The following is a 15,207-nucleotide window of genomic DNA, read 5'->3' on the forward strand; positions in this document are numbered from 1 at the left end:
ATACCCCCACCCCGCCCAGGCCGTTGAGTGCTGGGTTCTCGCCCTTTTTCGTGTGCCAGAAGGGCGAAAACCCAGCACTCAACGAGGGTGGTTACTGGTAGACGCGGACGTAGTCGACCAGCATGCGGGACGGGAACGGCGTGGACGCGTCCGGCGGGCCCGGCCAGTCACCGCCGACCGCGAGGTTGAGGATCAGGTAGAACTCGTGGTCGTAGACCCACGGCCCGCGGGTGGACTCCACGGTGTCCTTGTCGGCGTAGAAGACGTCGCGGCCGTCGAGCGAGAACTGGATGCCCTCGCTGTCCCACTCGGCGGCCCAGGTGTGGAAGCCGTCCGAGATCTTCGAGCCGTCGGGCAGCGTGTAGCCCCCGCCGTAGCCGCCCCCGCCGTTGTACGCCGGGGCGTGCAGGGTGGAGTGGGCCTGGGTCGGGTTCTGCCCGATGAACTCCATGATGTCGATCTCCCCGTTGTACGGCCACGGCCGGCCGTCCAGGAAGTCGGAGCCCATCATCCAGAACGCGGGCCACAGGCCGCGGCCCTCGGGCACCTTGACGCGGGCCTCGAACCGGCCGTACTGGGCGTGGAACCTGTTGGACGTGTTCATGCGGTGCGACGTGTACTGCCGCCCGTTGCGGTCCTCCCGCCGGGCCTCCAGCACGAAGTTGCCCTGGCCGTCCTGGAACCCGTTGCCGCTCGGGGTGTAGACCTGCTGCTCGTTGTTCTGCGGCAGGCCGGCGTCGATGGTCCACCTCGAGCCGTCGGCGGGTGTGCCGGCCGCGCCGTTGAACTCGTCGCTCCACACCAGGTCGAGGTCGTCGAAGTCGGGGTCGGCGGGCTCGGTCGGGGGAGCGGCGGGCGCGCCGCCCGTGCCGTAGACCTGGAACTCCCACAGCGAGTAGCCGTAGGGGCCGCTCCGGTCGCGCAGGTGCACGCGCACGTGCCGGCCGTCGGCGTCGAGCGGGATGGTCTGCTTGAAGCCGGTGCCGCCCGTGGTGGTGTGCACGGTGCGCCACGTGGTGCCGTTGTCGGACACCTCGATGTCGAAGGTCGTCGCGAACGCCGGGTCCCACTGGAGCACGACGCTGCTGACGTGCGCGGCGGCGCCGAGGTCGACGGCGATCCAGCCCTCGTCGACCCAGCCCGTGTCGGGGCTGACGGCCCAGCGGCTGGCCGGGTCGAGGTCGAAGGCCTTGTCGGGGGAGCAGAGCCAGCAGTTGCCGTCGTTCTGCGAGCTGGACGCGCTGCCCTGCTTGCCGTAGGAGAGGAGCGAGGTGTCGGAGGGCACGTCGCCCCCGGTGCCGAACACCTGCAGCTCCCAGAGGGAGACGCCCCACTGGGTGGCGCGCTGGGTGACCCAGAGGCGCAGGTAGCGGCCGGTGCCGTCCACGTCGAGGTTCTGGTCGCCGCCGGTGCCGGTCGTGGTCGAGTACACGGTGGACCACGCCGCGCCGTCGGCGGAGGTCTCGACACGGAAGCCGGAGGCGTACGCCGCCTCCCAGTCGAGGACGACCCGGTCGATCGCCTGGACGGAGCCCAGGTCGACGCGGATCCACTGGTTGTCGGCGGCGGCGCTCGACCAGCGGGTGCCGGGGTCGCCGTCGACGGCGTTGGCGCCGGTGCTCCAGTCGAACTCGGTGCTGGACGTGGTGACCGGCCGGCCCTGCGAGAGCGGGTCGGCGGCGGCCGATGCGGTGGTGACCTGGGTGATCGCACCCAGGGCGAGGAGGGCCGCGGCGGTGGTCGCCGCCGCGAGCGTGCGGACGTGTCTGCGCATGTGACGTGCTCCTTCGAACGTCGGTCTGGCACGTTGAGCCATCTGAGAGAGCGCTCTCTCAGATGGTCGCGGACATTCCGGACCCCGGTCAAGGCTTTCGGCGAACTTTGCTGACAGGTCTGTAAGCGAAGGAACCTAGGGTCGGACGACGACCTTGCCGAACTGCTCGCCCTCGTTCAGCCGCGCCAGGCCCTCGGCGGCCTTCGCGAGCGGCACCGCGGCGTCGATCACCGGGCGCACGCCGGTGCGGGCGCAGAACCGGGCGAGCGCGCCCAGGTCCTCGCGCGAGCCCATGGTGACGCCCTGCACCCGGATCTCCTGGAAGAAGATGCGCGTCAGCTCCGCCGGGGGAGCGTCGCCCGACGTCGCGCCGCAGACCAGCACCGAGCCGCCCGGCCGCACCGAGCGGATCGAGTGCGCCCACGTGGCCTGGCCCACCGACTCGAGCACCGCGTCGACGCGCGCCGGCAGCCGGGCACCGGTCTCGACGGCGCCCGCCGCACCCAGCGAGATGGCCCGCTCCCGCTTCTCGGCGGAACGCGACGTCACCCAGACCTCCAGGCCGGCCGCCGCGCCCAGCGTGACCGCCGCCGTCGCCAGACCGCCGCCCGCGCCCTGCACCAGGACGCGGTCGCCTGGCGTGAGGCCGCCCTGCGTGAACAGCATGGTGTAGGCGGTGAGCCACGCCGTCGGGAGGCACGCGGCCTCCTCGAACGACAGCTCGGCGGGCTTCGGCACCAGGTTCGCGGCCGGCACCGCCACCCGCTCGGCGAGGGTCCCGGGGTAGCGCTCCGAGAGCAGCGAGCGGGGTTCCTTCGGCCCGACGCCGTGGCCGTCGGCCCCGATGACGCCGTGCACGATCACCTCGGACCCGTCCGGGGTCACGCCCGCGGCGTCGGTGCCCAGGATCATCGGCAGCTGCTGCTCCCGCAGGCCGACGCCGCGCAGCGACCACAGGTCGTGGTGGTTCAGGGACGCCGCCCGGACGTCCACGGTGGTCCAGTGCTCCGGGGTCTCGGGCTCGGGTCGCTCGCCCACCTCCAGGCCGTCGAGCGGGCTGTCGGGCGAGAAGCGGGTCACGTAGGCGGCAAGCATCCGTTCAACCTACCTGGCCCGCGGCGGCGGACCAGGTAGGCGGGGACGAACGGAAGATCACCTGGCGGACTGCTCCGTGCCGATGTCGAACATCCAGGAGATACCGAACTTGTCGGTGAGCGCCCCGTAGTAGTCGCCCCACGGGGCGAGCTCGAGCGGCTGGCCCGGGGTCGCGCCGTCGGACAGCTTCTCGTAGGCGTTCCTGATGTAGTCGTGGTCGTCCGGGCCGCCGGTCAGGGACACGGTGACGCCGCTGGTGGGGGCCACGTACTCCATGAACGACGGCGTGTCCGCCGCCATGATCGTGAGGCCGCCCGGGGCATCGAGCTGGCCGTGCATGACGAGGTCCTTGTCCTCGTCGGGGGTCGGCATCCCCTCCATCGGGGTGCCGCCGAAGGTGCTGACGTCGAGCTCGCCGCCGAGCACGGACTGGTAGAAGTCCAGGGCGTCCTTGGCCTCGGACTTGAAGCTGAGGTACGGGTTGAGCTTTGCCATACGTCCACGCTAAGCCTGGGCCCGGCGGGGCGCGCGGCGGTTATCCGAGGAACTCGCTCACCATCGGGCCGATCTGGTCCGCCTCGACCAGGAACCCGTCGTGCCCCACGTCGCTCGTCACGATCCGCAGCGACTCGGCCTGCGGGATCCAGCGGGCCAGCCGCGCGGACTGGGCGGGCGGGAACAGCCGGTCGCTGTCCACCGCCACCACCAGCGTGCGCGCGGCGATCTGGCTCAGGGCGTTCTCGACGCCGCCGCGGTCGCGGCCCAGGTCGTGCGAAAGCATCGACTCGGTGAGCACGAGGTAGGAGTTGGCGTCGAACCGGCGCGCGAGCTTGTCGCCGTGGTGCTCCAGGTACGACTGCACGGCGAACCGGCCGCCCGCGAACGGGTCCTCGCCGCCCTGCGGCAGGCGGCCGAAGCGCTGGTCGAGCTCGTAGCCCGTGCGATACGTCGTGTGCGCGATCTGGCGGGCGATGCCCAGGCCGGTGTGCGGGCCGTCGTCGTCGGCCGCGTCGTAGTAGTCGCCGCCGCGGAAGCGCGGGTCCACGCGGATCGCGGCGAGCTGCGGGTGCGCCCAGGCGATCTGGTCCCCGCCGGTCTGGGCGGTGGTCGCGATCGCGGCGAGGTTGCGCACCTCGACGCCGGCCTCGGGCCCGAGCAGCGCCCACTCCAGCACGCGCAGCCCGCCCATGGACGCGCCGATGACGAGCTCCCAGGAGCGGATCCCGAGCTCGCGGGTCAGCGCGATCTCCACGGCCACCTGGTCGCGGGTCGTGACGTAGGGGAAGCGGCCGCCCCAGGGGCGCCCGTCGTCCGCCGTCGACGACGGTCCGGTCGTGCCCTGACAGCCCCCGAGCGCGTTGGGCGCCACCACGAAGTAACGGTCGGTGTCGATGGGCCGGCCGGGGCCGACCATCTGGCCCCACCACCCGGCGGTCACGTGCCCCGCCCCGGCCTCGCCGGTGACGTGCGAGTCGCCCGTGAGGGCGTGCAGCACCAGCACGGCGTTCGAGCCGTCGGCGTTCAGCGTGCCCCAGGTCTCGTAGGCCACGCGGACGGCGGGCAGGCGGCCGCCGGCCTCCAGCTCGAACGCGCCGACGTCGGCGAACTGCCGGCGTCCCGGGTCGTCGCCCTCGCGCCACGCGCCGCTCGGGGGCACCGGAGGCTTGCTCCGGGCGCGCGAGGTCTCGACCGGTCCGGCCGGGCCGGGCGTGGCGACGTCGCCCCCGCCGTGCGTGTCCTGCGGCACGGAGAACGGGACGCTCGTGGTGCGGATGCTCGGGTCAAGGGCACCGTGAGCGGCCTTCGGGGTGGTGACGGCCATGGCTCCTCCTGCGGCTCGGGATGGTGGGCGGGCACCGGAGGGTTGTCCGGTGCCCGCCCCGGGGTACTGCGGGTGGATCAGTCCGTCTCGCCGCCCAGGAGGTTCTTGGCGGCGGTGAAGCCGAGCTCCAGGTCGGCCAGGATGTCCTCCACGTTCTCCAGGCCCACCGCCAGGCGGACCAGGCCGGGCGTGACGCCGGACAGCGCCTGCTCGTCCGGCGTGAGCTGGGAGTGGGTGGTGGACGCGGGGTGGATCACGAGCGAGCGGACGTCGCCGATGTTCGCCACGTTGGAGTGCAGCCGCAGGGCGGAGACGAACGCCTGGCCCGCCTCGGTGCCGCCGTCGAGCTCGAAGGCGAGCACCGCGCCGGCGCCCTGGGGGGCGTACTTCTGGGCGTTGCCGTACCAGGGCGAGCTCTCCAGGCCCGCGTAGTGGACGCCGCGGACGTCGTCCCGGGCCTCCAACCACCGGGCGACGTGCTGCGCGTTGGCGACGTGCCGCTCGATCCGCAGCGAGAGCGTCTCCAGGCCCTGGGCGAGCAGGAAGGCGTTGAACGGCGAGATCGCCGCGCCGAGGTCGCGCAGGAGCTGGACCCGCGCCTTGAGCACGAACGCCAGGTTGGCGCCCAGGGCGCCGTCGACGCCGAGGTCGCGGGCGAACACCAGGCCGTTGTAGCTCGGGTCCGGCGTGTTGAAGCCGGGGAACCGCTCGGGGTCGGCCGCGAAGTCGAACCGGCCACCGTCGACGATCACGCCGCCGATCGCGCTGCCGTGGCCGCCCAGGTACTTGGTCGCGGAGTGCACGATGATGTCGGCGCCGTGTTCGAACGGGCGGATGAGGTACGGCGTGGCCACGGTGTTGTCCACGATCAGGGGGACGCCGGCCTCGTGCGCGGCCGCGGCCACGCCCTCGATGTCGAGCACGTCCGAGCGCGGGTTCGGGATGGTCTCGCCGAAGAACGCCTTGGTGTTGGGGCGGACGGCGGCGCGCCAGGCGTCGAGGTCGTGCGGGTCGTCCACGAACGTGGACTCGATGCCGAACTTCGGGAGCGTGTGGTGCAGCAGGTTGTACGTGCCGCCGTAGAGGCTCGCGGACGCGACGATATGGTCGCCCGCCTGCGCGAGGTTGAGGATCGCGAGGGACTCCGCGGCCTGGCCGGAGGCCACCAGCAGGGCGCCGACGCCGCCCTCCAGGCTGGCGATCCGGTCCTCGACCACCTGCTGCGTGGGGTTGCCGATGCGGGTGTAGATCGGGCCGAGGTCCTTCAGGGCGAACCGGTCGGCGGCGACCCCGGCGTCGGGGAACACGAACGACGTGGTCTGGTAGATCGGCAGGGCGCGGGCGCCGGTCGTGGGGTCCGGCTCCTGGCCGGCGTGGATCTGGCGGGTCTCGAACGACCACTGGGGCTGAGTCATGGCTCTACCTGCTTCCTGTGCGAGGTGGCGTGCTTCTGGCTGAACTGACCGAGCTGTGCCGCGACATGCCCCGAGGGGCCTGCGCATCAGGGATGGTCCGCGGCGGGGTCGAGGGCGCGCACGCGGAGGTCGGCCGAGCGGCCGAGGGCAGGCGAACGTGCGCTGGATCAGCAACAACACATTCGACGAGTCATGGTGTGACCGTAGACGCACCAAGGCGAGGTCGAAAGACATGTCTTGAATCGTGAGATGCAGAAATGAGACACGGTGGGCGACTCCGGACCCGTGTCGTCCTATGCGTCGTTTTGCCTTCCGGATGCGCACTTCGGATGCTCGGGGCACATTTGGACCGGTAACAACGAAGTGATTCACAGGATCCGCGCAAGGCGACACGCCGAGTGGGTGCGGATCGGAAGGGGGATCATGCGACGGATCCACGCCGTGCTGGCACTCCGGGCCCTCGGGGCCGCGGTCCTCGCCCTCGGGCTGGTGTTCCCGTGGGGTCCTGTCGCCGAGGCGGACCCGCCCGCCGACCCGCCCTCCGCACAGGACGCGCAGGCCGCCCGGGACGCGGTCGCCGCCGGCACCATCGACGTCGAGCAGGCCGAGGCCGCGCTCGCGACGCTCCGCTCCGAGCTCGAGGCGGCGCAGGTCCGCGTGCAGGTCGCGGCAGCCGACTACGCCGAGGCCCAGCAGGCCGTCGAGCAGGCGGAGCAGGCGGTGGCGGAGGCCCGGTCCGCGGCCGCGAAGGCGCACGAGGGCGAGGTGGCGGCGCGGGGGAGCCTCGCCGAGGTCTACCGGGCGTCGTCGCGCGACGACGGCCTGGGCTCGCTCGGCGTCGCGCTCCGGGCGGACTCGGTGACCGACATGGTGGGCCGCAGCGCGGCCGAGCGGGCGGTGCAGCGCAAGGTCGGCGGGGCCCTGGCCGGGTACCAGGACGCGCGGGCGGCGTCGGAGTCCGCCGACGCACGCTGGACGGCCGCGAAGAAGGAGCTCGACGCGGCGGCCGAGCAGGCCGAGTCGGCGTTCGACACGGCCCAGGCCGCGGCGGCGGACCTCGAGGCGCGCACCCGGGCGGCCGAGGTGGAGCGGCAGGCGCTGGTGCAGCGGCTCGCGGAGCTGCGGCAGACCAGCGTGCGGATCGAGCGCGAGCGGGAGGCCGCCCGGGCCGCCGCCGCGGAGGCCGCGCGCGAGGCGGCGGCACGGGCGGAGCTCGAACGGCAGCAGGAGGCCCGGGACGCGGCCCGTGCGGAGGCCCGGGCCGAGGAGGCGGAGCCCGCGGAGGAGCCGGGCGGTTCCGGGGACGGCTCCGGTTCTGGCGGCGGCGGCACGACGTCGGACGAACCGCCGGCGGCCGCGCCCGTCGCCCCGCCCACCTCGGGGGTCTCCGCCGGGTCGGCGGGCCGCGGGATCGGCGCCGTGACCTGGGCCCGCACCAAGCTGGGTGCGCCGTACCTGCTCGGCGCCGCAGGGCCGACGTCGTACGACTGCTCGGGCCTGACGATGATGTCGTGGGCGAGCCAGGGCGTGGACATCACGCGGACGTCGCGCTCGCAGTACCTGGCGGTCGGCAAGGTGGGCTACGGGGCGCTGCGCCCCGGTGACCTCATCTTCTACGGGTCGAACCCGAGCGACCCGTCGACGATCTACCACGTCGCCATGTACACGGGCGGCGGCATGATGATCGAGGCGACGCTGCCGGGGCACCCGCTGTCGGAGAACCCGCTGCGCCTGACGAGCGCGATGCCCTACGCGGGGCGGCCGTAGACGAGTCAGACGCACAGGTCACCGGGGTGACCTGTGCGTCTGACACGAGTGGGGTGCGGGCTGCTCAGTGCTTGTCGTAGTAGCCCGTGTCCTTGGCGCGCTGGATCGAGCGGACGATCTCCGCCTCGGCGTCGGCGCGGCCCACCCAGTGGGCGCCCTCGACGGACTTGCCGGGCTCCAGGTCCTTGTAGACCTCGAAGAAGTGCTGGATCTCCAGGCGGTGGAAGTCCGAGACGTCGTCGATGTCCTGGCGCCACGCCGCGCGCTGGTCACCGGTCGGCACGCACAGCACCTTGTCGTCGCCGCCGGCCTCGTCGCGCATGCGGAACATGCCGAGCGCGCGGCACTTGATCAGGCAGCCGGGGAACGTGGGCTCCTCCAGCAGCACGAGCGCGTCCAGGGGGTCGCCGTCCTCGCCGAGGGTGCCCTCGATGAAGCCGTAGTCGTCCGGGTAGCGCGTCGAGGTGAAGAGCATGCGGTCGAGGCGGATGCGTCCGGTCTCGTGATCCACCTCGTACTTGTTCCGCTGACCCTTGGGGATCTCGATCGTGACGTCGAACTCCACGCCGATGTGCTCCAGTTCTCGATGATGGTCGCCGAAGTGTCTTACCGCGGCGGCGGTCTTGCGCCTGTCCAGTGTGCCATGTGTCGTGTATCCCGACCGTGACCTGTGGTCAGAACCACTGTCCGTGTTCGGCATAATTCGCAGCGTGCGCGACGCGCGCGGGAATCGACGGCATGCGTGGGTGAAATTTCCCGTGAATCGCCGCTGTCGTACACGCCGCGTGTTTGCCGCGACTAGAGTTGGCGATGGCTTTCACGTGACGATCGAGAGGATGCCCATGGAGTGGGGGTTGCGCTCGGGCGCTGCCGTCGCCGCGGTCGTCGCACTGTTCGGTGGGTACCTGGTGGCGGACGCGTACGACATGGTCCCCGGCATGCTCACGACCGCCGCGCCCTGGCCCGAGCCGAGTCCCTTCCCGTCCGCCCCCGGGGCGGTCGACGGGCCCGCACCGGTCGCACTCCTGGAGGACCTCCCGGACGACGCCCCGGTGCCGGACAGCGTGGAGATGCAGCGCCTGGTCAGCGACCTCGCCAAGGACAAGCGGCTCGGCTCCCGCGTGGGCGTCGTCGTGGCGGACGGCGCGACCGGCCAGGTGCTCGGCTCGTCGAGCCCGGACAAGCTCATGACCCCTGCCTCGACGCAAAAGCTGTTCACCGGCGTCGCCGCGCTCACGTCGTCCATCGCGAACAGCACGCTGGACACCAAGGCCGTGCTCGTGGACGACAACACGGTGGTGCTGGTCGGCGGCGGCGACATGATGCTGTCCGAGGGCAAGGGCGACCCAAACGCGGTTAACGGGCGGGCCGGGCTGGCCGATCTCGCCCAGCAGGTCGCCGCCAAGATCAAGGTCACAGGCGACACCGAGGTGCGGGTCGCGCTCGACGACACGCTCTTCACCGGTGACGAGATCGCGCCGACCGTCGCCAGCCCCGACATCGCGGCGGGCTACATCGCGCCCGTCTCGTCGGTCGGGATCAACGTGGGCCTGCTGTCCGACGGCTACACCGACAACGGTCCCCGCGCGTCCGACCCGGGCAAGTACGCCGCCGAGGCGTTCTCCGCGGCCCTGGAGGACCAGGGGCTCACGACCGCCGGGGCCGTGGTGGACGAGAACGCCCCGGACGACGCACGCGTGCTCGGCGAGGTCAGCTCGGCCCCGCTCGCGGAGGTCGTCGGGTTCGCCATGCAGTACTCGGACAACACGATCACCGAGGTGCTCGGGCGGCTCGTCGCGGTGGACGTCGGCCTGCCGGGCTCCAACGACGGCGCCACGCAGGCCGTGATCGCCGCCGCGAAGGACCTCGGCGTCGACATGACCGGCGCCCGCCTGCGGGACTGCTCCGGGCTCGGGGACGGCTCCTACCTGAGCGGGCAGCAGCTCGTCGACCTGCTCGGGGTCATGGTCGACCCGGCGAACCCCTCGCTGCGCAGCGAGGCAGCCGGCATGCCCATCGCGGGGCTGACGGGGACGCTCGCGGACAGCCACGGCCGGTTCACGGGCGACAACCCCGCCCGTGGGCTCGCGCGGGCCAAGACCGGGAGCCTGCCCAAGGTGCGCGCGCTCGCCGGGACGGTGATCACCGCCGACGACCGGCTGCTCGTCTTCTCCGTGCTCGCCGACTCGATCCCGGCCAAGCAGACGGTGGGCGCCACGTCCATCTACGACAGCTTCGTCGGAGACCTCGCGGCGTACTCCGTCCAGGGCTGACGCGCGACCACCCCTGGCCGTTACCGTGGTCCGGTGACCCAGGCCTCAACCACCCCTCAGATCGTCGACTGGTCGGCGGCTGCCCAGATCGCGGCACGCCTCGCCGCGCCCGGGCCCCGCGCCGACCGCGACGAGCTCGACGCCCTGGTCAGCGGCCTGCGGACGGCGGCGGGCGACGCCGTCGGGCATGTGCTGGAGACCACGCGCATGGCACCGGCCGCCCCGGGCGCCGGCGGCACGGCGCTGAGCCCGGTCGCGGTGGTGGACCGGGCGACCTGGGCCCGCGCGAACACGCAGTCGATGGCCGTCATGACGGACGGGATCGGCGCCGTCGTCGCCGAGGTCTCCAGGAGCGCCACCTCGGCCGGCGCCCAGATGGCCGGCGCCGCCGAGATCGGGGCGGTGCTCGCCCTGCTCAGCGGGCGCGTGCTGGGCCAGTTCGACCCCTACTCCGGACCCGGCCGCCTGCTCCTCGTCGCCCCCAACGTGCTGCAGGCCGAGCGCGCGCTGGAGGTCCCGGTGCGGGACTTCCGCCTGTGGGTCTGCCTGCACGAGCAGACGCACGCCCTCCAGTTCGCCGCGGCGCCCTGGCTGTCGGGGCACCTGAGCGGCCGCACCCGGGGCCTGGTCACGGGCATGGCCCGGACCTCGGCCGAGCTGGCCAAGGCCCGGTTCGACCGGAAGATCGCCGTGATCGGGCGGAGCGTGCTCGACGCCCTCCGCGGCGAGGGCGGCACCATCATGGACGGCGTGCTCACGCACGACCAGAAGGCCGAGCTCGCCGACATCACCGCCGTCATGGCCCTCCTGGAGGGGCACGCCGACGTGATGATGGACGCCGTCGGGCCGCGGGTGGTGCCGTCCGTGCGGCGCATCCGCGCGAAGTTCGAGCGGCGGCGCGACGGCGAGGGGCGCAGCACCTTCGACGTCGTCGTGCAGAAGCTGCTCGGCATGGAGGCCAAGCTCGCCCAGTACCGCGACGGGGCCGCGTTCGTGCGGTCCGTGGAGCGGGCCGTGGGGCGCGAGGGGCTCAACGCCGTGTGGGCCGGGCCCGAGAACCTGCCGACCGCCCGGGAGATCGCCGACGCCCGCGCGTGGGTGCGCCGGGTGCACGGCTGACCGTGGCCAGGGTCGACCCCGCCGTCGCCGCGGCCCGTACCGCGGTCCGCGCGGCGCTGTCCGGCCTGGGCCCGGACGACCTCGTGCTCGTCGCCTGCTCCGGCGGCGCCGACAGCCTCGCCCTCGCCGCGGCGGTGGCCTTCGAGGCCGGCCGCGTCGGGCGGTCGGTGCGGTCGCGCGGGCACGCCGTCCGGGCGGGCGCGGTGGTCGTGGACCACGGGCTGCAGGCGGGGTCCGCCGAGGTCGCCGCCCGCGCCGCCGAGCAGTGCCGCGCCCTGGGCCTGGACCCGGTGCTGGTGCGGCGCCCCGATCGGCCGGCCGGGACGAGCTCCGCCGGACCCGAGGCCGCCGCCCGCGCGATGCGGTACGGCGCGTTCGAGGAGGTGGCCGCCGAGACCGGCGCCCGCCGCGTGCTGCTCGGGCACACCCTCGACGACCAGGCGGAACAGGTGCTGCTCGGCCTCGCGCGCGGCGCCGGCGCCCGGTCGCTCGCCGGGATGCCGCGCGAGCGGGGCATCTTCCGCAGGCCCTTCCTCGGGCTGCGCCGCGCGCAGACCGAGGCGGTGTGCGCGGCGTCAGGCCTCGGCTTCTGGACCGACCCGACCAACCTGCTGCCCGACGCCGGGCCGGGCGCAGCGCCTGCCGACGGGCCGGGCGACGGCGGGTTCACGCCGCTGCGCTCGCAGGTGCGGGGGCGGGTGCTGCCGGTGCTCGAGGAGACGCTCGGGCCGGGCGTCGCCGAGGCCCTCGCGCGCACGGCGGACCAGGCCCGGGACGACGCGGACCTGCTGGACTCCCTCGCTGCTGACCTCCTGGCGCGGGCGGGAGCGGCGGCGCAGGAAGAGCCGGCGGCAGCCGGGGCGGTGGCGCAGGACGCCTCGGGGGCCGAACCCGGCGAGCACGCCCTCGACGTCGACGTCCTCGCGCGGGCCCACCCGGCCCTGCGGCGCCGGGCCCTGCGGCTCGCGGCGCTCGCGGCCGGCTGCCGGCCCGCGGACACCACCACGCGGCACGTCGACGCGCTCGACGCGTTCGTCGTGTCCTGGAGCGGTCAGGGCCCGGCCGGGCTCCCCGGCGGCGCACGGGCACGTCGTGCGTGTGGCAGGCTTTTCCTGCGCGCCGCGCCGACCGGGACCTCGGACGGCTGGACCGGCGTCAGACCCCCCACAACGACTCAGGAGTGACTCGTGGACAAGTCCGACGTCGGATCCGACCTCGCAGAGGTGCTGCTCACCGAGGAGCAGCTCAGCAAGAAGCTGGACGAGATGGCCGCCCAGATCGACGCGGACTACGCGGGCAAGGACCTGCTCCTGGTCGGTGTGCTCAAGGGCGCGGTCATGGTGATGGCCGACCTGTCCCGTCGTCTGCACCACAAGGCCCAGATGGACTGGATGGCCGTGTCGTCCTACGGCTCGGGCACCAAGTCCTCCGGGGTGGTGCGCATCCTGATGGACCTCCGGTCCGACCTGACGGGTCGCAACGTGCTCATCGTCGAGGACGTCATCGACTCGGGTCTCACGCTGTCCTGGCTGGTGTCGAACCTCCGCTCGCGCGGCCCCGAGTCGGTCGAGATCGCCTCGATGCTCCGCAAGCCGGACGCCGCGCAGGCCGACGTCGACGTGAAGTACCTCGGCTACGACATCCCGAACGAGTTCGTGGTGGGCTACGGCCTGGACTACGCCGAGAACTATCGCAACCTGCCGTTCGTTGCCACCCTGGCACCGCACGTCTACGGCGGCTGATCGGTGCCCGTCCCGGGCGGTTCGTCGCGTCCGGGCGAGTGTGGTGCAGGAGTCACATGCTCTGGGCGAACACTCGGGGCTCCTCTCAGGGAGACCATGTAGTTTCGACGGATACATACTGCGCGAGCGGAGGGAAACGGGGCCTAGTCCCCGTCGCCGATGAACATCAAGAAGCTTCTGAGTGGGCCCGTCATCTGGATCCTGGTCGCCTTGGTCGTGGTGACGCTGGCCATCTCGGCACTGAACCAGCCCAACGTCTCGCGAATCGAGACGTCACAGGGGATCGAGCTGCTCCAAGGCAGCACCGTGAAGCATGCCCTCATGGTCGACGGCGAGCAGCGGGTGGAGCTCGAGCTCTCCAAGGCGTACAAGTCGACCGAGGGTGAGGGCGACGCCGCCGAGGACGTCGACCACGGCAAGACCGTCGAGTTCTTCTACACGCTGCCGCAGGGCGACCGCGTCGAGGACGCCATCGTGAAGTCCGACCCGGCCGACGGGTTCGACTCGGAGGTGCCGCAGCCCAGCTTCTGGTCCTCCATGCTGTCGGTGCTGATCCCGTTCCTGCTCATCGGTGTCGTGTTCTGGTTCCTGCTGTCGCGGGCCCAGGGCGGCGGCAACCGGGTCATGGGCTTCGGCAAGTCCAAGGCCAAGCTCGTCAGCAAGGACACCCCGCAGGTGACCTTCGCCGACGTCGCGGGCGCGGACGAGGCCGTCGAGGAGCTCCAGGAGATCAAGGAGTTCCTGGCCGAGCCCACCAAGTTCCAGGCCGTGGGCGCCAAGATCCCGAAGGGCGTGCTGCTGTACGGCCCGCCCGGTACCGGTAAGACGCTCATCGCGCGCGCCGTCGCCGGCGAGGCCGGCGTGCCGTTCTACTCGATCTCCGGCTCCGACTTCGTCGAGATGTTCGTCGGTGTGGGCGCCAGCCGCGTGCGCGACCTGTTCGAGCAGGCCAAGCAGAACTCGCCGGCCATCATCTTCGTCGACGAGATCGACGCCGTCGGCCGCCACCGTGGCGCCGGCATGGGCGGCGGGCACGACGAGCGCGAGCAGACGCTGAACCAGATGCTCGTCGAGATGGACGGCTTCGACGTCAAGACGAACGTCATCCTCATCGCCGCGACCAACCGCCCCGACATCCTCGACCCGGCCCTGCTGCGTCCGGGCCGCTTCGACCGTCAGGTCGCCGTGGAGGCCCCGGACCTCAAGGGCCGCGAGGCGATCCTCAACGTGCACGCGCAGGGCAAGCCGATGGTCCCGGAGGTGGACCTCGCGGCGGTCGCCCGCCGGACCCCCGGGTTCACGGGTGCCGACCTGGCGAACGTGCTCAACGAGGCCGCCCTGCTCACCGCGCGTAGTGGCGCCCAGCTCATCGACGACCGCGCGCTCGACGAGGCGATCGACCGCGTCGTGGCCGGCCCGCAGAAGCGCACGCGCGTGATGCAGTCCAAGGAGCAGAAGATCACCGCCTACCACGAGGGCGGGCACGCCCTGGTGGCCGCGGCGATGCGCTACACGGACCCCGTCACCAAGGTGACGATCCTGCCGCGCGGCCGTGCCCTGGGCTACACCATGGTCATGCCGCTCGAGGACAAGTACTCGACCACGCGCAACGAGCTGCTCGACCAGCTCGCCTACGCGATGGGCGGGCGCGTGGCCGAGGAGATCGTGTTCCACGACCCCACCACGGGCGCCTCGAACGACATCGAGAAGGCCTCGGCCATCGCCCGCAAGATGGTCACCGAGTACGGCATGAGCGAGCGGGTCGGCGCCATCAAGCTCGGCACGAGCTCGGGCGAGCCGTTCCTGGGCCGTGACTACGGGCACGAGCGGGACTACTCCGAGGCGGTCGCGGGCACCATCGACAACGAGGTGCGGAAGCTCGTCGAGGCCGCGCACGACGAGGCGTGGGAGGTGCTGACCCAGTACCGCGACGTGCTCGACGACCTGGTGCTGCGCCTGCTCGAGAAGGAGACGCTGAACCAGAAGGAGCTCGCGGACGTCTTCGCGCCCGTCGAGAAGCGCGCCGCGCGCGACGTCTGGCTCTCCAGCGAGCAGCGCACCGTGCACACCCGCGGCCCCGTCCTCACGCCCAAGGAGCTGGCGGCCCAGAACGGGCACGCCGCGGTGGTGCCGCAGGACGAGGCAGTGGTGGACACGGCGACGCCGTCGGACAGCGTGCCGACGGACCCGACGAACTGAC

12 protein-coding genes are annotated in these 15,207 nt (G+C 72.5%); 6 read left to right on the forward strand and 6 right to left on the reverse strand.

Annotated elements, in window-relative coordinates; all coding sequences use genetic code 11:
* Positions 1 to 91: 91 nt before the first annotated feature.
* The 5 genes from AB0I29_RS11860 to AB0I29_RS11880 all read right to left on the reverse strand — a co-directional run bounded on the left by AB0I29_RS11860 (position 92) and on the right by AB0I29_RS11880 (position 6,106).
* Complete coding sequence (locus tag AB0I29_RS11860; RefSeq protein WP_357481714.1) at positions 92 to 1,774, reverse strand: discoidin domain-containing protein; 1,683 nt, start codon at positions 1,772 to 1,774, stop codon at positions 92 to 94.
* Between the two features lie 135 nt (positions 1,775 to 1,909).
* Complete coding sequence (locus tag AB0I29_RS11865; protein ID WP_357481716.1) at positions 1,910 to 2,869, reverse strand: zinc-binding dehydrogenase; 960 nt, start codon at positions 2,867 to 2,869, stop codon at positions 1,910 to 1,912.
* A gap of 57 nt (positions 2,870 to 2,926) precedes the next feature.
* Positions 2,927 to 3,364: a VOC family protein gene (locus tag AB0I29_RS11870; RefSeq protein WP_285105327.1), complete on the reverse strand. Its 438-nt coding sequence runs from the start codon at positions 3,362 to 3,364 to the stop codon at positions 2,927 to 2,929.
* Between the two features lie 40 nt (positions 3,365 to 3,404).
* The gene (locus AB0I29_RS11875) at positions 3,405 to 4,691 is read right to left on the reverse strand and encodes a homoserine O-acetyltransferase (protein WP_285105329.1); all 1,287 of its coding nucleotides are present in this window, start codon (positions 4,689 to 4,691) and stop codon (positions 3,405 to 3,407) included.
* A gap of 77 nt (positions 4,692 to 4,768) precedes the next feature.
* The gene (locus tag AB0I29_RS11880; RefSeq protein WP_357481719.1) at positions 4,769 to 6,106 is read right to left on the reverse strand and encodes a bifunctional o-acetylhomoserine/o-acetylserine sulfhydrylase; all 1,338 of its coding nucleotides are present in this window, start codon (positions 6,104 to 6,106) and stop codon (positions 4,769 to 4,771) included.
* 423 nt (positions 6,107 to 6,529) lie between these two features.
* On the opposite strand from AB0I29_RS11880, the gene AB0I29_RS11885 reads away from it, so the two are divergent.
* Entirely contained in the window at positions 6,530 to 7,873 is a 1,344-nt protein-coding gene (locus tag AB0I29_RS11885) for an NlpC/P60 family protein (RefSeq protein ID WP_357481721.1), read from the forward strand.
* A gap of 64 nt (positions 7,874 to 7,937) precedes the next feature.
* On the opposite strand, the gene AB0I29_RS11890 is transcribed toward AB0I29_RS11885, so the two are convergent.
* Positions 7,938 to 8,438, reverse strand: coding sequence for an inorganic diphosphatase (locus AB0I29_RS11890; RefSeq protein ID WP_119141774.1), 501 nt, complete (start codon positions 8,436 to 8,438; stop codon positions 7,938 to 7,940).
* 256 nt (positions 8,439 to 8,694) lie between these two features.
* On the opposite strand from AB0I29_RS11890, the gene dacB reads away from it, so the two are divergent.
* From dacB to ftsH, 5 genes are all read left to right on the forward strand, one after another.
* Positions 8,695 to 10,146, forward strand: coding sequence for a D-alanyl-D-alanine carboxypeptidase/D-alanyl-D-alanine-endopeptidase (dacB, locus tag AB0I29_RS11895; protein ID WP_285105336.1), 1,452 nt, complete (start codon positions 8,695 to 8,697; stop codon positions 10,144 to 10,146).
* Positions 10,147 to 10,179: 33 nt separating this feature from the next.
* Positions 10,180 to 11,265: a zinc-dependent metalloprotease gene (locus tag AB0I29_RS11900; protein ID WP_285105338.1), complete on the forward strand. Its 1,086-nt coding sequence runs from the start codon at positions 10,180 to 10,182 to the stop codon at positions 11,263 to 11,265.
* Between the two features lie 2 nt (positions 11,266 to 11,267).
* Positions 11,268 to 12,449 carry a tRNA lysidine(34) synthetase TilS gene (gene tilS / locus AB0I29_RS11905; RefSeq protein ID WP_357481724.1) on the forward strand — a complete coding sequence of 394 codons (1,182 nt, stop codon included), beginning with the start codon at positions 11,268 to 11,270 and terminating at the stop codon, positions 12,447 to 12,449.
* A gap of 3 nt (positions 12,450 to 12,452) precedes the next feature.
* Positions 12,453 to 13,007 carry a hypoxanthine phosphoribosyltransferase gene (gene hpt / locus AB0I29_RS11910; RefSeq protein WP_285105341.1) on the forward strand — a complete coding sequence of 185 codons (555 nt, stop codon included), beginning with the start codon at positions 12,453 to 12,455 and terminating at the stop codon, positions 13,005 to 13,007.
* 159 nt (positions 13,008 to 13,166) lie between these two features.
* The gene (ftsH, locus tag AB0I29_RS11915; RefSeq protein WP_285105343.1) at positions 13,167 to 15,206 is read left to right on the forward strand and encodes an ATP-dependent zinc metalloprotease FtsH; all 2,040 of its coding nucleotides are present in this window, start codon (positions 13,167 to 13,169) and stop codon (positions 15,204 to 15,206) included.
* The last annotated feature ends 1 nt before the right edge of the window (position 15,207 follow it).

It is taken from the genome of Promicromonospora sp. NPDC050262 (genome assembly GCF_040655935.1).
Classification (GTDB): Bacteria; Actinomycetota; Actinomycetes; order Actinomycetales; family Cellulomonadaceae; genus Promicromonospora.